The organism is Falsiroseomonas sp. (assembly GCF_051859025.1).
Taxonomy (GTDB): domain Bacteria; phylum Pseudomonadota; class Alphaproteobacteria; order Acetobacterales; family Acetobacteraceae; genus Falsiroseomonas.
This window is the reverse complement of sequence record NZ_JBHYGL010000001.1, coordinates 375,067-398,768: the sequence shown is the minus strand read 5'-3', so window position 1 is coordinate 398,768 and position 23,702 is coordinate 375,067. Positions and strand designations below refer to the sequence as shown.

At 71.8% G+C, this 23,702-nt stretch carries 20 protein-coding genes; 6 read left to right on the top strand and 14 right to left on the bottom strand.

Going from position 1 to position 23,702, the window contains the following annotated elements; genetic code table 11:
* Positions 1-13 precede the first annotated feature (13 nt).
* From ACTIE5_RS02035 to ptsP, 3 genes are read right to left on the bottom strand one after another with little or no spacing between them, the layout of a single operon-like run.
* Positions 14-1,699 (bottom strand): PTS fructose transporter subunit IIC, encoded by a 1,686-nt coding sequence (locus ACTIE5_RS02035; RefSeq protein WP_439548025.1) that lies wholly within the window; start codon positions 1,697-1,699, stop codon positions 14-16.
* 13 nt (positions 1,700-1,712) lie between these two features.
* Positions 1,713-2,639, bottom strand: a complete 927-nt coding sequence (gene pfkB / locus ACTIE5_RS02030) for a 1-phosphofructokinase (RefSeq protein ID WP_439548024.1) — start codon at positions 2,637-2,639, stop codon at positions 1,713-1,715.
* Positions 2,639-5,176: a phosphoenolpyruvate--protein phosphotransferase gene (gene ptsP, locus ACTIE5_RS02025; protein WP_439548023.1), complete on the bottom strand. Its 2,538-nt coding sequence runs from the start codon at positions 5,174-5,176 to the stop codon at positions 2,639-2,641. Before ptsP ends, pfkB begins: the two co-directional genes overlap by 1 nt.
* A 144-nt stretch (positions 5,177-5,320) precedes the next feature.
* Between ptsP and ACTIE5_RS02020 the strand changes: the two genes are divergently transcribed.
* The gene (locus ACTIE5_RS02020; protein WP_439548022.1) at positions 5,321-6,331 is read left to right on the top strand and encodes a LacI family DNA-binding transcriptional regulator; all 1,011 of its coding nucleotides are present in this window, start codon (positions 5,321-5,323) and stop codon (positions 6,329-6,331) included.
* 3 nt (positions 6,332-6,334) lie between these two features.
* Here the strand turns inward: ACTIE5_RS02020 and ACTIE5_RS02015 are convergent, their stop codons facing one another.
* The 9 genes from ACTIE5_RS02015 to ACTIE5_RS01975 form a co-directional block, all read right to left on the bottom strand.
* On the bottom strand, positions 6,335-6,805 hold the full coding sequence (locus ACTIE5_RS02015; protein WP_439548021.1) for a DUF6525 family protein: 471 nt from the start codon (positions 6,803-6,805) through the stop codon (positions 6,335-6,337).
* An 84-nt stretch (positions 6,806-6,889) separates the two neighbouring features.
* Positions 6,890-7,564 (bottom strand): HAD family hydrolase, encoded by a 675-nt coding sequence (locus ACTIE5_RS02010; protein ID WP_439548020.1) that lies wholly within the window; start codon positions 7,562-7,564, stop codon positions 6,890-6,892.
* Positions 7,561-8,325 carry an SDR family NAD(P)-dependent oxidoreductase gene (locus tag ACTIE5_RS02005; protein ID WP_439548019.1) on the bottom strand — a complete coding sequence of 255 codons (765 nt, stop codon included), beginning with the start codon at positions 8,323-8,325 and terminating at the stop codon, positions 7,561-7,563. The genes ACTIE5_RS02010 and ACTIE5_RS02005 overlap by 4 nt, the downstream gene beginning before the upstream one ends.
* Positions 8,322-9,299 carry a 3-hydroxyacyl-CoA dehydrogenase family protein gene (locus tag ACTIE5_RS02000; protein WP_439548018.1) on the bottom strand — a complete coding sequence of 326 codons (978 nt, stop codon included), beginning with the start codon at positions 9,297-9,299 and terminating at the stop codon, positions 8,322-8,324. Before ACTIE5_RS02000 ends, ACTIE5_RS02005 begins: the two co-directional genes overlap by 4 nt.
* Before the next feature lie 8 nt (positions 9,300-9,307).
* Positions 9,308-10,972 (bottom strand): thiamine pyrophosphate-binding protein, encoded by a 1,665-nt coding sequence (locus ACTIE5_RS01995; protein WP_439548017.1) that lies wholly within the window; start codon positions 10,970-10,972, stop codon positions 9,308-9,310.
* A 58-nt stretch (positions 10,973-11,030) separates the two neighbouring features.
* The gene (gene uraH, locus ACTIE5_RS01990; protein ID WP_439548016.1) at positions 11,031-11,369 is read right to left on the bottom strand and encodes a hydroxyisourate hydrolase; all 339 of its coding nucleotides are present in this window, start codon (positions 11,367-11,369) and stop codon (positions 11,031-11,033) included.
* A 1-nt stretch (position 11,370) separates the two neighbouring features.
* Positions 11,371-12,558, bottom strand: a complete 1,188-nt coding sequence (locus tag ACTIE5_RS01985) for a urate hydroxylase PuuD (RefSeq protein WP_439548015.1) — start codon at positions 12,556-12,558, stop codon at positions 11,371-11,373.
* 129 nt (positions 12,559-12,687) lie between these two features.
* Positions 12,688-13,395 (bottom strand): hypothetical protein, encoded by a 708-nt coding sequence (locus ACTIE5_RS01980; protein WP_439548014.1) that lies wholly within the window; start codon positions 13,393-13,395, stop codon positions 12,688-12,690.
* Positions 13,396-13,493: 98 nt separating this feature from the next.
* A complete protein-coding gene (locus ACTIE5_RS01975; RefSeq protein ID WP_439548013.1) occupies positions 13,494-14,627 on the bottom strand; it encodes a hypothetical protein in 1,134 nt (377 codons plus the stop codon).
* Between the two features lie 144 nt (positions 14,628-14,771).
* Between ACTIE5_RS01975 and ACTIE5_RS01970 the strand changes: the two genes are divergently transcribed.
* From ACTIE5_RS01970 to ACTIE5_RS01955, 4 genes are all read left to right on the top strand, one after another.
* Positions 14,772-16,478: a hypothetical protein gene (locus tag ACTIE5_RS01970; RefSeq protein ID WP_439548012.1), complete on the top strand. Its 1,707-nt coding sequence runs from the start codon at positions 14,772-14,774 to the stop codon at positions 16,476-16,478.
* Positions 16,479-16,520: 42 nt separating this feature from the next.
* Positions 16,521-18,305: an ATP-binding protein gene (locus ACTIE5_RS01965; protein WP_439548011.1), complete on the top strand. Its 1,785-nt coding sequence runs from the start codon at positions 16,521-16,523 to the stop codon at positions 18,303-18,305.
* A gap of 49 nt (positions 18,306-18,354) precedes the next feature.
* Positions 18,355-19,653, top strand: a complete 1,299-nt coding sequence (locus ACTIE5_RS01960) for a Zn-dependent hydrolase (protein WP_439548010.1) — start codon at positions 18,355-18,357, stop codon at positions 19,651-19,653.
* Between the two features lie 133 nt (positions 19,654-19,786).
* Positions 19,787-21,235 carry a sensor histidine kinase gene (locus ACTIE5_RS01955; protein WP_439548009.1) on the top strand — a complete coding sequence of 483 codons (1,449 nt, stop codon included), beginning with the start codon at positions 19,787-19,789 and terminating at the stop codon, positions 21,233-21,235.
* On the opposite strand, the gene ACTIE5_RS01950 is transcribed toward ACTIE5_RS01955, so the two are convergent.
* Positions 21,232-21,840 carry an HAD family hydrolase gene (locus ACTIE5_RS01950; protein WP_439548008.1) on the bottom strand — a complete coding sequence of 203 codons (609 nt, stop codon included), beginning with the start codon at positions 21,838-21,840 and terminating at the stop codon, positions 21,232-21,234. The genes ACTIE5_RS01955 and ACTIE5_RS01950 overlap by 4 nt on opposite strands.
* 26 nt (positions 21,841-21,866) lie before the next feature.
* Positions 21,867-22,139, bottom strand: coding sequence for a hypothetical protein (locus ACTIE5_RS01945; RefSeq protein WP_439548007.1), 273 nt, complete (start codon positions 22,137-22,139; stop codon positions 21,867-21,869).
* 238 nt (positions 22,140-22,377) lie between these two features.
* Between ACTIE5_RS01945 and serA the strand changes: the two genes are divergently transcribed.
* Positions 22,378-23,625, top strand: a complete 1,248-nt coding sequence (gene serA / locus ACTIE5_RS01940) for a phosphoglycerate dehydrogenase (RefSeq protein WP_439548006.1) — start codon at positions 22,378-22,380, stop codon at positions 23,623-23,625.
* Positions 23,626-23,702 lie beyond the last annotated feature (77 nt).

Genomic DNA, 23,702 nt, shown 5'->3' with positions numbered 1-23,702 from the left:
GTCAAACGGTCTGTCATGCGATCGCAGGCTTCTTCAAAACGCGCAGCATCAGCGCCGTGACGACCGTGCCCGCCACCAGCGCCACGATGTAGCCGAGCAGATGGGACACCGCGTTCGGGATGGGCAGCACGAAGATGCCGCCATGCGGCACGCGGAGCTCCGCGCCCACCATCATGGACAGCGCGCCCGCCACCGCGGAGCCCACGACGAGGGAGGGGATCACCCGCAGCGGGTCCTTGGCGGCGAAGGGGATCGCGCCCTCGCTGATGAAGGCCAGGCCCAGTACGCCGGCGGCCGGCGCGGCCTCCCGCTCCTCCGCCGTGAAGCGGTCGCGGAACAGGTAGGCGGCCAAAGCGAGGCCGAGCGGCGGCGTCATGCCCGCCGCCATGGCAGCGGCCATGGGCGCATAGACCTCGCTGGCGATCAGCCCGGTGGAGAAGGCATAGGCCGCCTTGTTCACCGGCCCGCCCATGTCGAAGGCCATCATGGCGCCGATGATGAGGCCGAGCGCGATGGCGCCGCTGCCCTGCATGCCGCGGAGGAATTCCGTCAGCGCAGCCAGCGCCGTCGCGACGGGCCCGCCGGCCACGTAGATCATGAACAGCCCCGTCACCAGCGCGCCGGCGACGGGCAGGATGAGGACCGGCTTCAGCCCCTCCAAGGTGCGAGGCAGCTTCAGGTTGCTGTTGAGCCAGGCGACGAAGTACCCCGCCACGAAGCCCGCCACGATCCCGCCGAGGAAGCCCGCATTGAGCTGCCCGGCAATCATGCCGCCGATCATGCCGGGCGCGATGCCGGGCCGGTCGGCGATTGAATAGGCGATGTAGCCCGCCAGCGCCGGCACCATCAGGGCCAGCGCCGCGCGCCCGCCGATCTGGAAGAGCGCGCCGGCAAACGTCCCCTTGTGCGCGTCGTCGAAGGCGTAGATGCCGCCGAAGGCAAAGGCCAGCGCCACCAGCAGCCCGCCCGCCACCACGAAGGGCAGCATGAAGGACACGCCGGTCATCAGATGCTTGTAGGGGCCCGTCGCCTGCTTCTTCGCGGGCGCCGCCGTGGTGGCGCCGCCGCCCTGCACCGTCGCCTCCGCCAGCGCGCGCGCCACCAGCGCCTGGCCGCCATTGATCGCGGGCTTGGTGCCCGAAAGGAACACGCGCTTGCCGCCGAAGCGCGAGAGTTCCACCTGCGTGTCGGCCGCGATCAGCACCAAATCGGCCGCCGCGATATCCTCGGCCGTCAGCGTGTTCTGCGCGCCGACGGAGCCCTGCGTCTCCACCTTGATCGAATGGCCGAGCGCCTTGGCCGCGCCCTCCAGCCCCTCCGCCGCCATGAAGGTGTGGGCGATGCCGGTGGGGCAGGAGGTGATGGCGACGATGCGCTTCGCGGCGCTGGCGGCGGGCGCGGGCGCGTGGCCGGCCCAGGCGCGGTCCAGCACGGCCATCGCATCGGCCAGCACATCCTCCACCCGCGCACGGGTCGGCGTCAGGCCGTCCATGCCCTGCGGTGCGGCAGCATCGCCGACCAGCAGCAGCGCATCGGCCTCTGGCTTCGCGGGCAGCGGGTGGAGCACGCCGCGGGGGGTGCGGATTTCCACTGTCAACTCACGGCCACCCTTGCGGGCGGCCTGGCGCAGCGCCTCCGCCGCCAGCATGGCCTGGACGGGATTGTCGCCCCCCTCCACCACCGCGATCACGCCGGACATGTCGTTTCCTCCGTCATTCGATGGGTTCGGGGCGGAGCGTGGCGGCAATCGCCTCCACCGCCGCGCGGCCGGGAATCTGGGCGCCGGTCTTCTGCAACTTGCCCGCGGCGAAGGCGGTGGCGCGGCAGGCCAGCGCCGGCAGCGGCAGATTGTCGGCGAGGCCGGCGACGATCCCCGCCACCATCGCATCCCCCGCGCCGACGCTGCTGGTCACGGGCACCGCGGGCGGGTGGACCCGCAGCACGGCATCGGAGGTGACGAACAAGGCCCCCTCCCCCCCCATGGAGACGACGACGAGCCCGACGCCCTGCGCGGCCAGCCTTCGCGCGGCCGCCAGCAGCGCGGTGGCATCCGGCAAGGCGTGCCCGACCAGGCCTTCCATCTCATGCCGGTTCGGCTTGATGGCGTATGGCTTCACCGGGCCTGCCAGCACCGCCTGCAGCGCCGCGCCGCTGGCATCCACCACGACCCGCACGCCGCGCGCGGTCAGCGTCGCGGTCAGGCGCGCGTAGAGGTCGGGGGCCACGCCGCGCGGCAGGCTGCCGGAGAGCACGGCGATGCCGCGCGCCTGCTCCGCCGCCGCCAGGCAGGCATCGAGCGCGGCCTCATCCGGCGCCAGGCCCGGCAGGTTGATATCCGTCGTCTCGCCGCTCGACTGGTCCAGCAGCTTGATGTTGGTCCGCGTCTCGCCGGCGATGCGGGTGCAACGGTCCGCGATGCGTTTTTCCGTGAATAGCGCGCGGAAGATCGCGTCATTGTCGGCGCCGAGCAGCCCGGTGGCCGTGACCGCCGCGCCCCAATCCGCCAGGCAGGATGCGACATTGATCCCCTTCCCCGCGGCATGGCGTTCCTGCCGCAGGGCCGGGTTCACCTGGCCCGGCAGCAATGCCTCCAGCGCCACCGTCACATCGATGGCAGGGTTGAGCGTGAGGGTGAGCATCACGCCGCCGCCTGTTCGGCCGGGGCCAATTCGGCCTCCAGCGCGCGGACATCCTCGGCCGTCGCGCAGGCCAGGGCGCGGGCGGCGAGCGCCTTGAGGTCCGCGAGGGTCGCGCCGCGCAGCAGCGACTTCACGGCGGGGATATCGCGCGGCGTCATGGACAATTCGCGCACGCCCATGCCGGCCAGCAGCGCGGCGCCGAAGGGGTCGCCCGCCAGGCCGCCGCAGACGCCGGTCCATTTCCCCGCGCGCTCCGCCGCCTGCACCGTCATCGCGATCATGCGCAGCACGGCGGGGTGCAGGCTGTCGGCCTCCGGCGCCAGTTCCGGGTTCTGGCGATCCATCGCCAGCACGTATTGCGTCAGATCGTTGGTCCCGATGGAGAAGAAATCCACGTGCCGCGCCAGCGCATCCGCCTGCACCGCGGCGGCCGGGACTTCCACCATGATGCCGATGGGGATTTCGGGCGCCCCGATCGCGGCGCGGATGCGGTCGCAGGCCGCGCGCAGCGCGATCACCTCCTGCACCGAGGTCACCATGGGGAACATGATGGACAACGCGCCGCCTTCCTTCGCGGCTCGGAACAGGGCGCGCAATTGCGGCTCCATCAGATCGGGCCGGCGCAGCAGCAGGCGCGCGCCGCGCACGCCGAGGAAGGGGTTCGCCTCCACCGGCAGGCGCAGATGAGGCACCTGCTTGTCGCCGCCGATATCCAGCGCGCGGACGATCAGCGGCTTGGCCCCCAGCGCATCGATCATCGCGCGGTAGGTGGCGAACTGGCTGTCCTCATCGGGTGTGACGCCGGATTCGAGAAACAGGAACTCCGTCCGCATCAGGCCGACGCCCTCCGCGCCCTGCGCCAGGGCGAAGGCGGCCTGGTCCGGCAGGTTGATGTTGGCCGCGACCTCGATCCGCGTGCCGTCGCGCGTGGTGGCGGGCTCCGCGCGCAGCGTCGCCTCCCGCGCACGGCGCTCCGCCTGGCGGGCGATGAAGGCGCGGGCGGCGGCGAGGTCCTGTTCCCCGGGGTCGAGGTGCAGGCGCCCCGCAATGCCATCGATGATGGCCTCCGTGCCCGGCTTCAGGTCCAGCAGCCCCGCCCCACCCGCGACCAGCGCCGGCACGCCCAGCGTCCGCGCCAGGATGGCGGTGTGGGAGGTGGGGCCACCGGTGGCGGTGGCCAGGCCGACGACGCGATCGGGGTCGAGCCCCGCGGTGTCCGATGGCGAGAGATCCTCCGCCACCAGGATCACCTTGCCCTCCGGCAGGTCATGCAGCGTGCCGCCGGCCAGCGAGGGGTCGATATGGCCGAGCACCCGGCGCCCGACATCGCGGAGGTCCGCCGCGCGGCCCGCCAGCACGGGGTTGCCCAGCGCCGCGAGCGATCCCGCGATGCGGTCCACCGCCTGGTGCCAGGACCAGGCCAGGCCATGGCCCTCCACCATCAACTGGCAGGTGGTGGTGATGAGGTCGGGGTCATCCAGCAGCCCGGCCTGGGCCGTGAAGATGGCGGCATCCGAGGCGCCGAGGCGCCGCGCCGTATCATCCTCCAGCGCCTTCAGCTGGGCGCGGGTGGCGCGGATGGCGTGTTCCAGCCGCGCGCCACCCTCCGCCAGCGGCAGGGGCAGGTCGGGGATGGCGGCGTCATGCGCGGCCAGCAGGTGGATGCGGCCGATGGCGAGGCCGGGGCTGGCGCCGATGCCGGCCAGGGTGATGACGCGGCCTGTCGGCTCGAACCCCCGCACGGTGGTGGTGGCGCGGCGGGCGGCGGTGGCGGCATCCGCCTTCTCCTGCGCGGAGAGGCCCGTGATGGTGGCGCGGAAGCGCGCCAGCGCGGCGGCGGCGTCCCGGCCCTCCGCGGAGATGGTGACGGCATCCCCCGGGCGGAGACCCAGTTGCAGCAGCGCGATCAGCGCGCCGGCATCGGCGGCCTGGGCGCCGTGGCGCACCTGGATGCGCGCGCCCGTCGCGCGGGCCGCCTCCACCCAGCGCGTGGCGGGGCGGGCATGCAGGCCGGCGGGGTAGTCCAGCACCCAGTCGAAACGCTCCGCGAAATCCGTCGCGGCGGCGGCGGGGGCTTCGGGCGCCTCGGCGCCAAGGGCGGCGATGATGGCGCCGGCATCCTCCACCGTGAACAGGCGGGCCAGCGCGGCTTCATCCTGCATCAACCTAGTCAGGCGGCGGAGGATGGCGATGTGTTCGTCCGACGCCGCCGCGATGCCGACGATGAGGTGCGCGCGCTGGCCTGGATTCCACTCGATGCCATCGCGCACCTGCAGGATGGCCAGGCCGTTGCGGCGGACCAGGTGCCGGTCTGCGGCCAGGCCGTGCGGGATGGCAACGCCATGGCCGAGGAAGGTGTTCGCCGCCCTCTCCCGCCCTTCCATGCTGGCGGCATAGGCGGGGTCGGTGCAGCCGGCGGCGGCGAGGAGTTGGCCCAGCTGCTGGATGGCGTCCTGCTTGTCGGCGGGCCGGGCATCGAGGCGCACGAGATCCGGCGCGATGGCCATGGAGGGGCTGGCGGACGCGATCGGGGCCATGGGGAGTTTCCTGCCTGACGCTTGGTTGCTGGTAATGAAAACGTTTTCACATCGCCTGTCAAAGAATTTTTAAGAGATCATGACCACTGCGGCGTGATGGCCGTTGAAGCGAGGGCCGTGCTTCGTCATGCTGCGGTCCAGCCGATGAAATCGATCACATCCCCCTCCCCACCCCAGCCTGCCGTGGGCATCAAGGACGTGGCCCGCGCCGCCGGCGTCGCGCCCGCCACCGTATCCCGTGCGCTCGGCAAGGGGCCGATCAGCGACGCGCTTCGCGAACAGGTGATGCAGGCCGTCCGCGCCACGGGCTACCGCCCCAATTTGGCCGCGCGGCGGCTCCGGTCGCAGGAAACCGGCACGATCGGCCTGATGGTCGCCGACATCGCCAACCCCTTCTTCACCGGCGTCGCCCGCGCCGTGGAACACGCGGCCTTCGAGGCCGGGCTGCGCGTCATCCTCTGCGATTCGGACCGCGATCCGGCGCGGGAGGCCAGCTACCTGCAGCTGATGCAGGAGGAGCGCGTCACGGGCCTCATCATGGCGCCGACGCGCGCGACGGCTCAGCGCCTGGCGGGGATGGCGCTGGACCTGCCTACCGTGCTGATCGACCGCGCCGGCCCACCCGGCCTGTTCGACAGCGTGCTGCTGGACAATGCGGAGGCCGCTTCCGGCCTGGTGGACCACCTGGTCGCCAAGGGCCATCGCCGCATCACCGGCCTGTTCGGGGAGACGAGCGACACCGGCCGCGCGCGGGCGGAGGGCTACGCCACCGGCATGGCCCGCCACGGCCTGGCGCCCGATGCCCGCTTCATCCCCCCCGCGACGCCGCCCGCCGAGGCCGCGCTGGCCGTGCTGCGGGAGGCTTCGCCCGGCGCGCTGCTCGCCGCCAATTCGCTGCTGCTGCTGGGCGCGCTGCGCGCCAGCCGCCAGGCGGGGCTGCGCGTGCCGAGCGACGTCGCGCTCTGCGGCTTCGACAATGAGCCCTGGACGGAGCTGGTGGAACCCGGGCTGACCGTGGTGGAGCAGCCGCTGGAGGAAATCGGCCGCGGCGCCATGCAATTGCTGTTCGACCGGCTGCGGGACCCGGGTGCGCCCGTTCGGAAGGTGATGCTCAGCGGGCGGCAGGTGGTGCGGGGATCGACCGCGGCGCGATAGGCCTCAGCGGCGGGAACGGCGCCCGGCGGCGCGCTTGGCCTTCGCCTTGGGCCGCGGCTTCTGCCGTGGCTGGGGCGCGGGCTTCGCCTTGCGCGGGGGCGCGGCAGGCTTCGGGCTGGCAACCGGCTTCGCGATGACAACCGGCTTCGGCACCGGGATGCCTTCCGGGCCGGCGTAGCGCTGCAAGGTCGCCTCCGCCGCCAGATGCGGATAGGCCTTGGCGCCCTTCGCCCAGGTGCGGGCAAAGGCCGCGACCTCCGCCTGGTCATGCCCGCGGATCGCCTGGACCAGCGCCTCCGCCGCCTGGGCGGGCTTCAGGCGCTGCTGCTTCAGCAGGCGCACATGCCATTCCCGCGCGCGCAGCGGGCACCAATCCACCAGCGATTCCTGCAAGGCGCGCCGCACCACCGGGGGCAGTTCCTCATAGGCGCGATAGGCATCGCCCTTCAGCGTGCTGCGGGGCCGGGTGGCCATGCTGTTGTCCATCGGCGCCTTCTAGCGAAGGCAAGCCCTCGGGCAAACGAAAACAAGCATCGCCCGCCGCGCGGCAGCCATGCCTCAGCTTGAGGCGTCGTCGCCCGAGATCGCGAGCTGCGCCAGCCACTCGTCGAAATCCGCGACCAGTCGCGCGGCCCCGGCCTGCCGCAACACAGCCGGCACCACCGTCGTCGTCAGCGCGACCACCTGGCAGCCCGCGGCAATCGCGGACCGCACGCCGGCCGGCGCATCCTCATGCACCAGGCAGGCGGCGGGATCGATGCCGAGGCGGCGGGCGCCCTGCTGGTAGGGCTCGGGATGTGGCTTGCCCGCGCGAACATCCTCCGCCGTCACCCGCGCGGCGAAGCGGGCGGCGATGCCGAGTTCGGCGAGGACGAAATCCGCATTCTCGACGCCCGCGCTGGTCACCACCGCGCAGGGGACGCGATGCGCGGCGAGATGATCGAGATAGGCCATCAGTCCCGGCACCGGCCGGATCGCGCCCCTGGCTAGGCGGCGATACGTGCCCTCCTTCAGCCGGTCGCAGGCCTCGACTTCCGCAGCGCCGGGCTGGCGGCCCGTGAGGGCGGCGAGGATGTCCGCGTTCCGGCCGCCATGGATGCGGGCATCGTCGTCGCCGATCGCGATGCCGAGGTGTTCGGCCGCGTAGCGCTGCCAAGCCTGGGTGTGGAAATGGCTGTTGAGGGCGAGGACGCCGTCCATGTCGAACAGGACGGCGCCGGGCAGCGCCCTCACACCGTCAGCCCGCCATCCACCACCACCGTCTGGCCCGTGACCATCGCGGCACCCGCCAGCAGGAAGACCATCACCTCCGCCAGATCTTCCGGCGTGCAGCGGCGCTTCAGCAGGGCGTTGTCGATGGACGACGCGCGCTGTTCGTTCGTCCATTCGATCATCCAGGTGCTGTCCACCGCACCCGGCGCCACCGCATTCACCCGGACCTCCGGCGCCAGGCCGCGCGCCAGGTTCTTCGTCAGGCTGATGACGCCGGCCTTGGTCGCGCCATAGGCCATGGACGACCCGGCCGAATTGATGCCGGCGATGGAGGCGGTGTTGACGATGGCGCCGCGGGACGCGCGCAGCGCCGGCGCAGCCGCCTTGGCGCAGCGGAAGACGCCCAGCAGATTCACCTCGATCACGGCCTGCCAGAGTTCCTCCGTCAGCCGGTCCAGTTCATGCGGCGCGACGGAGGTGCGCGTGCCGGGGGTGCCGGCGTTGTTGGCGAGGTAGTCGAGACGCCCGAGATCGGCGACCGCCTTGTCCACCATCGCCGCCGCGCCCACGGCATCGGCCACGGAACCCGGGGCGGAGATCACCCGCGCCCCCGTCTCCGCCGCCAGCCTGGCCACGGCTTCCGGCCCGCGCGGATCATCCGCCAGGTGGTTGATGGCGACGGCGCAGCCGCTGCGGGCCAGCAGCGTGGCGGTGGCGTAGCCGATGCCCGATGCACCGCCCGTGACCAGCGCGGCGCGGCCCTTGAGGTCGTAGGTGATCATGCGCTTCGTCCTTCTTGACGCCCTTGGCCCGCCATCGTACCGATCCGCCGGATCGCGCGCTTCAATTCCATCAGCCGCCGGTCCCGCGCCTCGAACAGCGCGGCCGGGTCCTGTCCTCCCCAATCGTAGAAGCCGGCGCCGGCCATGACGCCGGTCTTGCCCTCGGCCACCAGCGCGTCCACCGCCTCGCACTTCCCCCGCACCGGCGGCGGTTCGTACATGCGGTTGGAGAGGCTCGCCTGCATGAAGGGAAGCCCGGTGAAATCGGCCTTGGCCAGCATGCCGAGGATGGGGAGGCGAAGGGCGATGCCCTCGATGATCGCCGTGTCGATCTCCTCCGCCGTCGCCACACCCTCATCCAGCAGCTTCTGGATCTCCAGCCCCATGGCGGATTGCACGCGGTTGGCGATGTAGCCCGGGACGAATTTCCGCATGACCACGGGCGCCTTGCCCATGGCGAGGCAGAGTTCGCGGGCGAAGGCCACGCAGGCGGGGTCGCATTCCGGTCCGCCGACGATGTCCACCAGATCCACCAGGTAGGGCGGCGTGTACCAGTGCATGATGATCGCCCGCGCCTGGCGCCGCGCCGGGATCAGCGGGAAGGGATCGAGGTAGCTGGTGTTGCTGGCGATGATCGCGGACATCGGCGCCACCGCGTCGATCTGGTCGAACAGCACGCGCTTGGCGTCCGGCTTCTCGATGATCGCTTCCACGATCAGGTCCGCATCCTCCACCGTCTCCGCCAGCGTCGGCAGGCGGGTGACGGCGCCGTGAAGCCAGGCGGCGTCGCGATCCGCCGGCGCCTCCCCGGCCTGCACTAGCGTAGCCAGCGCCGTCTCCATCAGCGGGCCCGCCTTGTCGAGCGTCGCCATGGCGCTGTCGGTCAGCCGCACCTCATGCCCGCCCAGCGCATAGACCAGCGCGAGGGCGTGCCCCATCGTGCCGGCGCCGATCACCGCGACCTTGATGGCCATGCCTTGAACTACTCCGTCGGTGTGTAGGGTTCGGGGGCGCGGGCTTCGATGTCCGTCCGCACATCGATCACGACCGTCTCGCTGGAGGCCAGGGCCTCGCGCAGCGCGGGGCCGATATCCTCCGGGCGTTCCACCACGATGCCGCGCAGGCCGAAGCCGCGGGCGATGGCGGCGAAATCGGCGTGGTCGCCGAAGCGCAGCAGCTCCGCCGCCGCCGCCGGATCATTCCCCGCGGCGCGGCGCAGGTTGGGCCAGCCCTGGCCGAAGCCCTGGTTGTTGTTGACGACGCAGACGACGGCGATGCCGAGGCGCTTGGCCGTCTCCAGCTCCGCCAGATGGTAGTGGAAGGCGCCGTCGCCGGACCAGCAGAGCACGGGGCGGTCGGGCGCCGCGCATTTGGCACCCAGCGCCGCCGGAAAGGCCCAGCCGAGCGAGCCCGCGGCGCGCTGGTAGCCCGGGCCCGCGAGATCGATCATCGTGCCGGTCCAGATGCCGGAATAGCCGGTATCGGCCACCAGGATGCCATCCGCCGGCAGCGCCGCGCTGATCTCCGCGCAGAGCCGCGCGGGGTCGATCGGCACGGCGTTGCTGGCCAGGCGCGGGGCAACGCCGGCGCGCCATGCCGCGACCATCGCCGCGGCTTCGCGGGCGAAGGCATTGTCGCGATCCGGCCGGCCGAGCTGGTCCAGGACTTCGGACAGCACTGCGCGCGGATCGCCCAACAGCGCCACCGTTGCGGGCAGGCTGCGGTCGAATTCCAGCGGGTCGGCATCGATCTGCACGATCGGCACGCCGGCGCGCGGCAGGCGCCAGCCATGCGTCATCTGGTCGCCGGTGTCGCAGCCCACCAGCACCACCAGGCCGGCCTGCTCCAGGACCTTGTTGGCCGGCGGCGCGGAATAGGAACCGGCCACGCCCGCGACGCGGGGATGCGCCGTCGGCAGCAGGGCGCGGGCGCCGAGGGTGGTGAGGATCGGCGCCTCCAGCGCCTCCGCCAGGGCCAGCACCTCCGCCCCGCAGCCCGAGAGCATGGCGCCGTCGCCGGCCACGATCACGATGCGCTGCGCGGCCCCCAGCGCGGCGACGGCGGCGGCCACCGCATCCGGGTCCGGGCCACCCCGGAAGCGGGGCGCGACCAGCGCGGAGAGGTCGGCGGGCGGCTCGCTCACCCGCCCCTGTTCCACCACCTCCGCCATCAGCCCGTGCAGGTCGAGATGGACGGGGCGGACGGGGACGGACACCGCCGCCGCCCAGGCCTGGCGCAACAGCCGCGGCAGATGCGCGGCCTCCGCCACCTCCGCCGAGAATTTCGTCACGGCCTGGAACAGTGGCGCATGGGCCACTTCCTGGTAGGCGTTCCGGTGCTGGGCGGCGTGCGGCTTGCGGCCGGTCAGCGCGATGACGGGGCTGCGGGCGAGATACGCATCCTGCAACCCGGCGGCCAGGTTCGCCGCCCCCACCGACTGCGCCGCCACCACGCCCGGCCGGCCGCTGACGCGGCCATAGGCATCCGCCATGTAGACGGCGGCTTTCTCGGTATGCGCCAGCACCGGCTTCACGCCGAGCCGCGACAGCGCCAGAAGCGTCGGCCGCAGCACCGCATCGACGAAGAAAACATGGCTCTGCCCGGATGCCGCGAGGCTCCCCGCCAGCCATTCGGCACCGGTCATCATCGGTCGTTCCCCCATGCCGCCAGCCTGCCCGCGCATGGCAGGTGGGGCAAGACGGGGATCAGGACCCGCGGTAGGTCGCGTAGCTCCAGGGCGTGCAGAGCAGCGGCACGTGGTAATGCCCCTCCCCCTCCCGCAGCGTCACCACGATCGGGACCTGGTCCAGGAACCCCTCGCCCCCGAAATGCGCGCCGATGTGGAAGCGTAACTCGTAGGTGCCGGCGACGAAATCGGCGGCATTCATCAGCGGCGAATCGGTGCGGCCATCGGCGTTGGTCAGCGCCTCCGTCACCTTCACGCGGGCCTCGCCCTGCAGCCGGAACAACTCGACGCGCACGCCCTGGGCTGGCCGGCCGGAGGCGGTATCGAGGATATGGGTGGTCAGCGCGCTGGCCTTCATGTCAGTCGGCTCTCGCCCCTGCCGCGACCCAGGCGAGGATCTTCTGCCGTTCCTCCGTCGTCATCTCCGTCATGTTGCCCGGCGGCATCGCCTCCGTCGCCACCTGCTGGCGCATGGCCTGGGCCCAGCGGCGGATCTGCGCGGGGTCGTCGAAACGCACGCCCTTGGGCGCGGCGGCAATACCCTCGAAGGTCGGGCGGGCGGCGTGGCAGGAGGCGCAGTGGGATGCGGTGATGGCCTGGACCTCCGCGAAGCTGGGCACATCCATGCCGGCGATGTCCGGCCCGCGCTTCGGCATCAGCATGATCGCCAGCACCACGATCACGGCAATGGCCATGGCGGGCAGCATCACCTGGTTCTTGCCGATCTGCCGCAGCACGAAGAACTGCCGCACCAGCGCGCCGGCCAGGGTGATGGCCAGCAGCACCACCCAGTTCCAGTCGCTGCTCCAGGTCATGGGGTAGTGCGGGCTGATCATCAGGAACAGCACGGGCAGCGTCAGGTAGGTGTTGTGGACGCTGCGCTGCTTGCCCCAGCGGCCGTATTTCGGATCGGGCTCCTGCCCCGCCTGCATGGCGGCGACCATCTTCCGCTGCCCGGGGATGATGACCATGGCGACATTCGCCACCATGATCGTCCCCGTCATCGCGCCGATCTGGAGAAACGCCCCACGCCCGCTGAAGATGTGACAGGCCACGAAGGCGGAGACCACCAGCAGCGCGACGCCGAAGATCGACAGGTTGCGCTCATTCTCCGCGAACTTCGACTTGCAGACCAGGTCATAGACCACCCAGCCGCCCACCAGCATCGCCGCGGAAATCGCGACCGCGACGCCGGGCGAGAGGTTCATCACCGCCGGATCGACCAGGTAGGTGGAGGCCTGGCCCCAGTAGATCAGCATGAACAGCGAGAAGCCGCTGATCCAGGTCCAGTAGGCTTCCCATTTGAACCAGTGCAGCTTCTCCGGCAGTTGCGCCGGGGCATTCAGGTACTTCTCCTTCCGGTAGAAGCCGCCACCATGGATCGCCCATTGTTCCCCCTTCACGCGGGGGTTGCCGTCCCTCGGCGGGTCCAGCTGGTTGTCCAGGCCGATGAAGTAGAAGCTGGTGCCGATCCAGGCGATGCCGGTGATCAGGTGCAGCCACCGGATGAGCAGGCTGGCCCAGTCGGAGAGGTAGGCGAGGTCCATCGGCATCCCTGGGGCGCATCGCGGCGCCGTTCTGTCCCCGGCGCGGATTGGCGCCGTTTTGCCCCCGGCGCCGAAGGGCGCCGTTTTGCGCTGCAACAATCGCGAAACGGGGCCCAGGGGGCAAGGGGGCTACCGCACCTCGTGCCAGGGCTCCGCCCGCTCCCCCCGCCGGAACAGGATCATGCTGTCGAAGAAGCTGACGCTTTCGGTCGTGCGGCACAGATCGCTGACCGCGTCCGCCGCCCCCCGTTCCCCGGGCGGGATGCCGAGCCGGTCCATCGACCCCGCGCGCCCCGTCCATTCATGCAGGCGCTGGCAGACGCCGAAGGCGACGTCGTAGATCGACCGCCCCTGCGGGTCATCGGCGAAGGGGCCGCCCCAGAAGGCGGTGTGGGTGTCCTCGATCAGATAGGCGCCGGGCAGGCGCATGGCGGGGTAGAGGACATCGAAGGTGGTGATCTGCTGGCGGGCGGTGTGGCCGCCATCATCCAGCACGATGTCGGGCGGCCCCATTTCCGCCAGCGCGGCGCGGAGAAAATCAGGGTCCGCCTGGTCCCCCACGAAGACCTTGGCGCCGGGCAGGCCATGGGCTTCCGTCGCCGGGTCGATATCCATGCCGAAGATGCGCGCCTGCGGGCCCAGGTAGTCCTGCCACATGCGAAGCGACCCGCCGCGCTGCACGCCGATCTCCAGCATCGTCACCGGCCTGCCGCGGAAGGGCGCGAAGGCCTGGTGATAGACCTCGAAGTAATGGTGCCATTTGTGGATCGGCGGCTGGTCCTGCCTGCCCTGCAGGAACCGCAGGTACAGGGGATTGTCGGGCGCGCTGTGGTGCATCCTGCGGGGCCTCTGCTCGCCGGCCTGCGGCCGGGGGTGCCCGCCGGCCTGTTGCCGGGGGTCCCGCCCGGCATAGCCGCGGCCCCGCCAATAACCGGTTAAGCCGTGGCCGCGATCAGGTCGGCGGTGGGCACGATGGCGACCGAGGTCCGCCCCTCCACCAGCGTGGTGTAGATCACAGCCTGGTCGCGGGCGCAGAAGCGGGGATGGGGGTGGCGGTGCAGCTCATCCTCCACCGGCGGCGTCATGCGCGCGAATTCGATGGATCGGCCGGTGTCCCGGTTCAGGAAGCGCAGCAGCCAGGCGGGGCCGCCCTTGTTCTCGCCGATCCGGTGGTCGGCCACGACATAGCGTTCGCAGGCGCTGGCATGGGTGTGCCAGCCGGTCCCGCGCCAGACCAGCTCCGCCGCCCCGCTGGCGATGTCGAAGCGCATCACCCCCTGGCGGAAATCGACGAACCACACGGCACGCCCATCCGCGCCCCACACCTCATGCCCCGCCTTCCGCCCGGGCGGGCCGACCGGCCCGAAGCTGCCGGACCGGCGGTAGAAGAACATGCGGTGCTCATAGGGCTCGCTGACGCCGGAGGTCATGTCCACCTCATCCTCCCGCGCCAGCAGCACCAGTTCCGGATCGGTGGGCGAGAATTGGCCATGGTTGAAGTGGGACGGGCTGCAGAACCAGGGCTCATACCCGCCATCGGCCAGGTCGAGCGCGCCGATGAAGCAGCGCGTGCCGATCCGCGAATCGAGCAGCAGCCGCGACCCGTCCGCGCTGATGCTGGGCTGGGTGACCAGACGCTGGAGGAGGCGGCGGTGCGTCATCTCGAAGGGCAGGCAGCCGAGGTGGCGCGGCACCGCTTCGGGATCGGGGCCGCGGCGCCAGAGATCCCGGTTGTTCGCCCAGACCAGATCCCCCGTCGCCGGGTCCGCCGCCGCCCCGCCATCGCTGAACTGGTGGTCCGGCAGGCGCGTGACCGTGCCGCGTTCCAGGTCCACGACGCCCAGCATCCGCCCCGCCTTGGCCGACCCGGCCCAGGGCGTGAACCAGGCGAACCAGAGGAAGCGCAGCCCGTCGTCGCAGGACGGCTTGCCGAAATAGAGCGTCTGCGAGGAGACCGAGGGCGGCATCCGAAGCAGCCAGCTGTCGATGCCGCTGGCCGGATGGGTCGACCGCGCGAAGATGCCGGGCGCCGCGGCGCGCAGCCGGTCCACTGCCGAAACCATCGTCATGCCCGCCCGCCTCCCCAATCCCCCGGGCATTCCCACCGGCGTGGCCCGGGGGCCATTCACCTTGCCGTGCCCGCTGCTCCGCCACTTCGTAACCCCCACGGATTATCTTAGGCTACGCTGCACGTCCAAGCCGGGAGTCCGCCGATGCGCCGTCGCCTTGTCATCCTCGCCGTGGTTGGCGGGCTTGCCCTGCCGGTCGCCGGCGCCGTCGCCCAGGCGGAGGCCGAGCGCCGCGTGGATGCCGCGATCGAACGCCTGCGCGTCGCGATCGGGCCCGATGCCCGCATCGTCTGGGGGACGCGCCAGGTCGACCCCGTCTCCGGCCGCACGCGGCTGACCGATGTGGTGATGACCGGCGGCGACCGCCGGGTCACGGTGGCGGAGGTGCTGCTGCAGGAGGTTTCCGACGCGCGCCTCGGCCGCGCAGAGTTCCGCGCCCTGCTGCTGACCGAGGGCAAGGGCGAACGCACGGAGGTCGCCCGGCTGGTCCTGGGCGGCGTGCCCATCCCTGCCGCCGGGCAGGGCCTGGACCTGGCGCGGCTGGAGATCGGGGTGCTGGAGGCGGAGGCGCTGAACATCCTCAGCGCCGACGGCACGCTGACGCTGGGCCGCCTGAGCGCCGAGGGCTACGCCCCCGGCGCGCTCGGCCAGGCGTCGCTGGAGGGCCTGGAATTCCGGGGCGCCGGCAGCAACCGGAACAGCGGCCGCGTCGGGCGCATCACGGTCGCGGGCGTCACCATGCCCGCCCCCGGCCAGGATTTCGACATCAAGGACTTCACGCTGCGCAGCGCCAACCTCGAAGGGATCAGGGTGGCGGATGAGGAGAAGCAGGTCGATGTGTCGCTCGGCCGCCTGGCGCTGCGGGACTTCGTGCCGGGGCGGCTGATGGACCTGGCGATGGAGGGGCTTTCGGTCGGCACCCAGTTCGGCACCATGGGGCCGGGCGTCTTCCGCCTGGGCCGCGTCGTGGTGCAGGGCATCGATGCCGCGGGGCTGGCCACCGCCTGGTCCACCAACATCCAGCCGCCGGACCCGGCGCCGGGCGTCCCGCAGCTGATCCAGCTGGAGGGGATCACCGCGGAAGCCAATGGCGCGCCGCTGTTCAGCCTGGGCCGCATCCAGGCCGATGGCAGCGTGGCGGCCGATGGCGTGATCGGGGGCTCCCTGGTGGTGGACGGGCTGCGCGTGACGCTGCCGCGCGGCACCGCGCCGCCGCTGGAACAGCTGGGCTTCACGGAAATCGCGGGGGGGATGGAGATGCGCGCCACGCTCGCCCGCGCCGGCGGTGTCCTCGCCCTCAGCCCGTGGCGGACCCGGTGGAACGAGGCCGGGACGCTGACGCTGGCGGGCCGCTTCCGCGACATGCCCGCCCCCCTGCCCGGCACCACGCTGGACCCCGATGCCCAGGCGGCCGCGTTGATGAATGCGCGGGTGGAGGAGGTGACGCTGTCCTGGCGGGACCAGGGGCTGCTCGGCCGCGCCATCAGCTGGCAGGCGCGCCAGCAGCGGGTGCCGGAAGCGCGGATCCGCGACCAATGGGCCCAGATGGTGATGGCCATGCCCCTGCCGGGGGATGCACCGCCCCCCCGCCGCGGCGCCGCGCCGCCCGCCACCAAGGGCGCCCCGGCGCCCGCCGCCGGGGGCAAGGCGGGCCCCGCGCCGGCCGCCACGGGGCCCGACCCCTTCGTCGCGGTGCGGGAGGCCGTCGCGCAATTCATTCGCCAGCCGCGCGAGATCGAATTCACCCTCCGCCCGCCCCGCCCCATGGCCTTCGGGGAAATGACGGGCCTGATGGGCGCGGGACCGTCGGAGGGCGCGCGGCAGCTGGGCCTGACGGTGCGGCTGCCCTGACGGGCGGGCGGCGGCGACAGCAACGCCGCGACAGGCCGCGGATTGCTTGACGCTGGCCCTTCCCGTGGGCCTTCTGCCGGCACAAGGCGCCGTCCGGCATTCCCCCGCCTGAAAGAGGCCCCCCTGAACCAAGCCCCGTGGTCCCGCCTCCGGTCCGGCCTGCAATCCCGCCGCGCCGTCGGACCGGGCACGCTGCGGGGGCATCTGCTCGGCATCGCGCTGTTCGCCGCAGCGCTGGCGGGGCGCTTTGCGCTGGCCGGGGTGCTGCCGCCGGCGGGGTTCCCGTTCCTGACCTTCTTCCCCGCCGTGCTGCTGGCCACCTATTTCGGCGGCATGGGCCCCGGGCTGCTCACCGGCGCGCTCAGCACCCTGGCGGCCTGGTATTTCTTCATCCCGCCGGTCCACTCCTTCGCCCTGGCCACCACGGCCGATGTCATCGCGATCGGCTTCTTCATCGCCATCCTGCTGGTTGACGTCCTCGTCATCGATTTCATGAACGCCGCCGTGAACCGGCTGGAGGAAGAGAAGGCCCGCAGCGCGGGGCTGGCGGAGGAGTTGCGCCGGATGAATGCCTCGCTCGAGGACCGGGTGCGGTTGGAGGTGGCGGCGCGGGAGGCCGTGCAGCTCAAGCTCGCGCAGGATCTCCGGCTGCGCGCCCTCGGGCAGCTCGCCGGCGGTGTCGCGCATGACTTCAACAACATCATGCAGGCGGTGCAGAGCGGGGCGAGCCTGATGCGCCGCCGCGCCGAAAGCCCCGATGCCGTGCGGCACCTCGCGCAGATGGTGGAGGAAGCGACGCAGCGCGGCGCCTCCGTCACGCGCCGCCTGCTGTCCTTCGCCCGGCGCGGCGAATTGCGGCTGGAGCCGGTCGATCCCGCCAGCCTCGCCCGCGGGCTGCAGGAGATCCTGTGGCACACGCTGGGCGGGCGCGTGACGGTGGTGATCGAGGCCGAGGAGCCCCTGCCCGCGCTGGTGACGGATCGGGGCCAGCTGGAAACCGTGCTGGTGAACCTGGCGACCAATGCGCGGGACGCGATGCCGGGCGGCGGCACCCTGACCATCAGCGCCACCGAGGAACGGGTGACGGCGGCGGGGCTGCATGGCCTGGACCCCGGGCACTACGTGAAGTTCACGGTGCGGGACACCGGCGCGGGCATGACGGCGGAGGTCCTGGCCAGGGCTGGGGAGCCCTTCTTCTCCACCAAAGGCGCCGGTGCGGGCACCGGGCTGGGGCTCGCCATGGCGCGGGGCTTCGCGGAGCAATCCGCGGGCGCCATGGCGATCGACAGCGTGCCGGGCGCCGGCACCGCCATCAGCATCTGGCTGCCCGCCGCCGAGGCGCAGGATTTGCGGGAGCCGGCCGCGGCCGCGCTGCTGGCGCCCGCCCGACCGCTGCGCATCCTGCTGGTGGATGACGATGCGCTGGTGCGCGACTTCCTGGCGGAAAGCCTGGGCGAACAGGGCTTCACCGTGCTGCGCGCCAGTGGGGGCGCGGGCGCGCTGTCCCTGCTCTCGGCCGGGGAGCGGCCGGATATCGTGGTGACGGATTACGAGATGCCCGGGATCACCGGCCTGGCGCTGATCGACGCCGTCCGGGACGCTTCCGGGCCCACCCCCATGCCCGCCATCCTGCTGACCGGCAATTTGGAGGAAACGCTGGACGGGCAGCTGGCCGGCCGCGTCGCCATCGACCCGCTGCTGCTGGTGCTGCGCAAGCCGATCCTGGTGGAGGAACTGGCGGGCGCGCTGCTGGCGCTGGATGGCCTGGCGCAGGGCGGCGCCCCCGCGCAACACCCTGCCAGCGCCCGCCCCACCCCGTTGATCTGACGCCTGTTCCCCGCCAAACAGGGGCGCGTAGGGACAGGGGACAGCAGGCATGGCCGCATCGGACAGCACATCGGTCGAAGCCGCGCCCAACCTCGTCGCCGCCGTGTCCGAAACCCGGCAATGGGACCGCATCGCGCAGATGGCGCGGCTCGGCGGCTTCACCGATGCCGATGGCCATCAGGGCGTGAACCGCGCCGCGCTGACGAAGCTGGACCGGGAGTCGCGCCGCCTCCTGCTCTCCTGGGCGCTGCCGCTCGGCCTCAAGCCCTCCGTCGATGTGCTGGGCAATCTGTTCCTGCGGCATGAGGGGACGGAGAAGGACGCCGCCCCGGTCATGGCCGGCAGCCACATGGACAGCCAGCCCAATGGCGGCCGCTTCGACGGCATCTGGGGCGTGCTGGCGGCGCTGGAGGCGGTGCAGGCGATCCGGGAAGCCGGCATAGCCACCAGGCGCCCGATCGAGGTCGTGGCCTGGACCAATGAGGAAGGCGGCCGCTTCGCGCCGGGCTGCATGGGCAGCATGGCCTGGTCCGGCCACCGCCCGCCCGATACCTGGGACGACACGGCGGACAGCGAAGGGCTGCGCTTCGGCGACGAACTCGCGGCGCTGCTGGCCGCGGAAGCGGATATCCCGCGCCGCAGGCTCGGCATCGTGGAGGGGCCGCGCCCCTTCGCCTATGTCGAGCCGCATATCGAACAGGGCCCGCTGCTGGAATCGGAAGGGCTGGATATCGGCGTCGTCACCGGCATCCAGGGCAGCCGCTGGTTCCTGGTGGAGATCGAGGGCAAGACGGACCATGCAGGCACTGCGCCGCTCTCGCTCCGCCGCGATGCCGTGCAGGACATGGTGCGCGTCATCAACGCGCTGAACGCGCTGATGGCGGACCCGACGGACGTGCTGCGCTTCACCGTGGGGCGGATCGAGGTCGGCCCCAATTCCAGCAACACGGTCGCCGACCGCGCGCGCTTCACCATCGATTTCCGCCACCCGGACCCCGCGGTGCTGCTGCCGAAGGGCGATGCGATCGAGGCGACGGTCAAGGCCGCGCTGACCACCTGCCGTGCCACGGTGACGGAACGCTTCCACGCTTTGCCCGCCCGCTTCGACGCCATGGTGCAGGATTTGATCGAGGGCGCCGCCCGGTCCCAGGGGCTGAAGAGCCGCCGCATGCCCTCCGGCGCCTTCCACGATGCGCAGTTCCTGGTGCCGGTCTGCCCGACCGGGATGATCTTCATCCCCTCCCGCGGCGGCGTCAGCCACCACCCCGCGGAATACAGCACGCCCGCCCAGGTCGCGAACGGCGCGCGGGTGCTGGCGCAGGTGCTGGCGGAGCTGGCGAACCGTTGAGGTTGCGGAACCGGGGCAGGATGCTCCGGGTAAGTTGAATCGGCCCCGCGCGGCCCGCCCTGCTATGCCGGATCAAGGCCTGCCCCGGCCCGTGGCGCCGGGCGCGGCCGCTGGCAGCCGAGAGACACACTGCATGGGCGTTGAGGATATGGGCGGCGCCCGGCCCACGACGGGCGCGCCGGATGCCGGGCTCACCGCCTCGACCGCGCTGGACACCATCCTCCGCCTGATGCGGCAGTCCCGCCAGCCGATGTTCGTGGCCTGGGGCCCGGCGCTGGCCTTCCACTACAACGATGCCTACGCCGTGATCCTCGGCGCGCGCCACCCGCAGGCCCAAGGCCGCCCCTTCCAGGAGGTCTGGCCGGAGATCTGGGACGCCCTCCTGCCCCTGATCCGCCAGGCCCTGGCCGGCCAGGCGACCTGGAGCGAGAACCTGCACCTGGTCATGGAACGCCACGGCTACCGGGAGGATACCTGGTGGACCTTCTCCTACAGCCCGGCGCATGACAGGGATGGCCGGATCGCCGGCATCTTCTGTTCCTGCATCGAGACCACCGGCCAGGTCCTGGCCGAACGCCGGCTGCGGGAGAATGAGGGCCGGTTCCGCGCGTTGCTGGATGCCGCGCCGGCGATGATGTGGGTCACGGACCGCACCGGCTTCTGCACCCATCTCAGCCGCAGCTGGTACGCCTTCACCGGGCAGACGCCCGCCAATGCCCTCGGCACCGGGTGGCTGGAGGCGGTGCATCCGGATGATCGCGTCCGGGCCAAGGCCCGCTTCCTCGATGCCGTGCGGGACCGCGCCGAATTGCGGCTGGACTATCGGCTGCGGCGCGCCGATGGCGTCTGGCGCTGGGCGATAGATGCCGCGCAGCCGCGCCTCGCGGCCACCGGCGACTACCTCGGCCATGTCGGATCCGTGCTCGACATCACGGAGCGGCGGGAGGCGGAGGAACGCCAGGCGCTGCTGGCGCGGGAAGTGGACCACCGCGCCAAGAACGTGCTGGCGGTGGTGCAGGCCGTGCTGCGCCTGACCCGCGCGCCCGACATGCCAAGCTTCGCCCGCGCCGTCGAAGGCCGCGTCGCCGCGCTGGCGCGGGCGCAGACGCTGCTGGCCAAGGATCGCTGGGCGGGGGCCGATCTGCGATCCATGGTGGAGGGCGAGATCGCCCCCTTCCTGGTGGAGCACGGCCAGCGGGAAAGCCGCGCCACGCTGCGCGGCCCCGCTGTGGTGCTGCCAGCCGCGGCCGCGCAGCCGCTGACCATGCTGGTCCACGAACTCGCCACCAACGCCATGAAGCATGGCGCGCTGTCGGTGGAGTCGGGCCGCCTGCTGGTCAGCTGGCGGGTGGAGGGGCAGGCGCTGCACCTCGACTGGGTGGAGACCGGCGGGCCGGCAATCCTGGCCCCGCCGCTGCGCACCGGCTTCGGCACCAGGGTGCTGGATAGCACGGCGCGCGGGCAGCTTGGCGGCACCATGTCCCTGGAATGGCGCGCCACCGGCCTCGCCTGCCGCCTGACGATGCCACTCGACCGCCTGCCGGGGCAGGAGGAGGAGGCGGTTCCGGGCCTGGCCAGCTAGGCCGGGAGGCCTTCCGCCCGCAGCGCCGCCGCCAGCCCCGCCGCATCCCGGAAATGGTGCGCCCGCATCCCCACCGCACGGGCGCCGATCACGTTCTTCTCGCTGTCATCGATGAACAGGCAATCCGAGGCGGCCAGCCCGTTGCGGTCCAGCAGCCGGCGATAGATGGCGGGATCGGGCTTCAGCAGCCCTTCCTCCGCCGATACCACCACATCGATGAAGCGGGTCAGGAAGGGGAAGCGGGCCTGCGCCTCCGCGAATTTCTCGCTGGAGAAATTGGTGATGGCGTAGAGCGGCACGCCCGCTTCGCGCAGCCGCTCCAGGATCGCGACGCTGCCCGGCACCTCCCCGGGCACCATCTCATGCCACCGGTCGCTGTAGGCGGCGATCAGCGGGGCCTGGTCCGGGAACAGCGAGGTTCGTTCCGCCACCGCCGCCGCCCATCGCCGGCCGCGATCCTGTTCCAGGTTCCATTCCATGGTGCAGATGCGGGCCAGGAAATCGGCCCGCCCGGCGGCATCCGGGATCAGCTTGCGATACAGGTGCTCCGGGTCCCATTCGATCAGGACATTGCCGACATCGAAGACCACCACCGAAGCCGCCATCGCCGCACCCCCCGCTATGCCGATCTCTATGCCGGCGGCAGGGTAGCCGCGAAGGGCTCCTCGATCCCAGCCCGGGCGAGGTCGGCCACCAGGCGCGCCGCCGGGTCATCGCCGCGGCGCACCGCCTCCGCCGCCGACAGGGCGTAGAGCAGCAGAGCCGGGCCCGCGAGCCCGATCCGCAGCCCGACACGGCCCGCCCGCGCCAGCGCGTCCCTCGCCCGCGGATCGTCCCCCGCCATCTCGGCCAGGGCATCCAACCCATCCCCCGCCAGGGGCGACGGCTTGCGGAGATCAACCATGCCGCGACGCGGCCATCACACCACCCCTCCTGTCGCGCGCCCCTTCGGCCCGCATGAACATCCTGTCAGCCCGCCGGCACCCATAGACGCCGGAATCGCCGGAGCCGAGTGACATAAGGTTACGGGAATTTCACGAGAAGGGCACCCCCCCTCCCGGTCCTGGCGCACGACCCTTGCCCCGCCCGGCCATCGGGGGCAGACAGGCGCCCCCTCCATCCTCCCCGGATGCCCGCGCCCCATGAATGACCGCATCTCCCTCCCCAAGGACCGCATCCGCATCCTGCTGCTGGAAGGCATCGCGGACAGCGCCGTGGACCTGTTCGGCTCCGCCGACTACGTGACCATCGTGCGGGAGAAGAAGGCGCTGGAGGGCCAGGCGCTGATCGATGCGGTGAAGGGGGTCCATATCCTCGGCATCCGGTCCCGCACCGAGGTGTCGGAGGAAGTGCTGGCCGCCGCCGACCGGCTGATCGCCATCGGCTGCTTCTGCATCGGCACCAACCAGGTGGATCTGGCCGCCGCCGCCCGCCGCGGCGTGGCCGTCTTCAACGCGCCCTTCAGCAACACCCGCAGCGTGGCGGAGCTGACGCTGGCGGAAGCGGTCATGCTGATGCGCGGCATCGTCGAGAAATCGAACAGCGCCCACACCGGCGGCTGGGACAAATCGGCCGCCAACAGCTGGGAGATGCGGGGCAAGACGCTCGGCATCATCGGCTACGGCAATATCGGCAGCCAGCTTTCCGTCCTGGCGGAAGCCTTCGGCATGCGCGTGCTCTACCACGACCACACCGGCAAGCTGCCGCATGGCAATGCGTCGCCCGCCGCATCGCTGCGCGACCTTCTGTCCCAGGCCGATGTCGTGACCATCCACGTGCCGGAAACGCCCGACACCGTCGGCATGATCGGCGCGCGGGAACTCGGCTGGATGAAGCCCAGCGCCATCTTCATCAACAACGCCCGCGGCACGGTCGTGGACGTGGACGCGCTGGCCGATGCGCTGCGGGAAAAGCGCATCCTGGGCGCCGCCGTGGACGTCTTCCCGGTGGAGCCGAAGCGCAACGGCGACCCCTTCACCAGCCCCCTCCAGGGCCTGCCCAACGTGATCCTGACGCCCCATATCGGCGGCAGCACGGCAGAGGCACAGGACCGCATCGGCCAGGAAGTCGCCCGCAAGCTGGTGGACTACAGCGACACCGGCGCCACCATGGGATCGGTCAACCTGCCCCAGGTGCAGCTTCCCGTCCGCCCCGCCGGCGCGCGCTGGACGCATCTGCACCGGGACGCGCCCGGCATGCTGTCCCGCATCAATGAAAGCTTCGGCCGCCGCGGCCTGAACATCACCGCCCAGTACTACCAGACGGATTCCGAACTCGGCTACATCGTGGTCGAAAGCGTCGAAGCCCGCGCGGAGGCCGAGGCGATCCTGGCGGAACTGCGCGAACTGCCGGGGACCGTGCGGGCGCGCCTGATCTACGAGCGGCGGTAGCACGGGTTGCCGCAGGGAGGGCGTTGCCCTCCCCGCACCCCACCCACCAGGAGGCGGGGGCCTCCTGGACCACCGGC

Coding starts and splice junctions, on each gene's coding strand:
- ACTIE5_RS02035 (WP_439548025.1), bottom strand. CDS start 1,699: ATGTCCGGCGTGATCGCGGTGGTGGAGGGGGGCGACAATCCCGTCCAG.
- pfkB (WP_439548024.1), bottom strand. CDS start 2,639: ATGCTCACCCTCACGCTCAACCCTGCCATCGATGTGACGGTGGCGCTG.
- ptsP (WP_439548023.1), bottom strand. CDS start 5,176: ATGGCCCCGATCGCGTCCGCCAGCCCCTCCATGGCCATCGCGCCGGAT.
- ACTIE5_RS02020 (WP_439548022.1), top strand. CDS start 5,321: ATGAAATCGATCACATCCCCCTCCCCACCCCAGCCTGCCGTGGGCATC.
- ACTIE5_RS02015 (WP_439548021.1), bottom strand. CDS start 6,805: ATGGCCACCCGGCCCCGCAGCACGCTGAAGGGCGATGCCTATCGCGCC.
- ACTIE5_RS02005 (WP_439548019.1), bottom strand. CDS start 8,325: ATGATCACCTACGACCTCAAGGGCCGCGCCGCGCTGGTCACGGGCGGT.
- ACTIE5_RS02000 (WP_439548018.1), bottom strand. CDS start 9,299: ATGGCCATCAAGGTCGCGGTGATCGGCGCCGGCACGATGGGGCACGCC.
- ACTIE5_RS01995 (WP_439548017.1), bottom strand. CDS start 10,972: ATGATGACCGGTGCCGAATGGCTGGCGGGGAGCCTCGCGGCATCCGGG.
- uraH (WP_439548016.1), bottom strand. CDS start 11,369: ATGAAGGCCAGCGCGCTGACCACCCATATCCTCGATACCGCCTCCGGC.
- ACTIE5_RS01985 (WP_439548015.1), bottom strand. CDS start 12,558: ATGGACCTCGCCTACCTCTCCGACTGGGCCAGCCTGCTCATCCGGTGG.
- ACTIE5_RS01980 (WP_439548014.1), bottom strand. CDS start 13,395: ATGCACCACAGCGCGCCCGACAATCCCCTGTACCTGCGGTTCCTGCAG.
- ACTIE5_RS01975 (WP_439548013.1), bottom strand. CDS start 14,627: ATGACGATGGTTTCGGCAGTGGACCGGCTGCGCGCCGCGGCGCCCGGC.
- ACTIE5_RS01970 (WP_439548012.1), top strand. CDS start 14,772: ATGCGCCGTCGCCTTGTCATCCTCGCCGTGGTTGGCGGGCTTGCCCTG.
- ACTIE5_RS01960 (WP_439548010.1), top strand. CDS start 18,355: ATGGCCGCATCGGACAGCACATCGGTCGAAGCCGCGCCCAACCTCGTC.
- ACTIE5_RS01955 (WP_439548009.1), top strand. CDS start 19,787: ATGGGCGTTGAGGATATGGGCGGCGCCCGGCCCACGACGGGCGCGCCG.
- ACTIE5_RS01950 (WP_439548008.1), bottom strand. CDS start 21,840: ATGGCGGCTTCGGTGGTGGTCTTCGATGTCGGCAATGTCCTGATCGAA.
- ACTIE5_RS01945 (WP_439548007.1), bottom strand. CDS start 22,139: ATGGTTGATCTCCGCAAGCCGTCGCCCCTGGCGGGGGATGGGTTGGAT.
- serA (WP_439548006.1), top strand. CDS start 22,378: ATGAATGACCGCATCTCCCTCCCCAAGGACCGCATCCGCATCCTGCTG.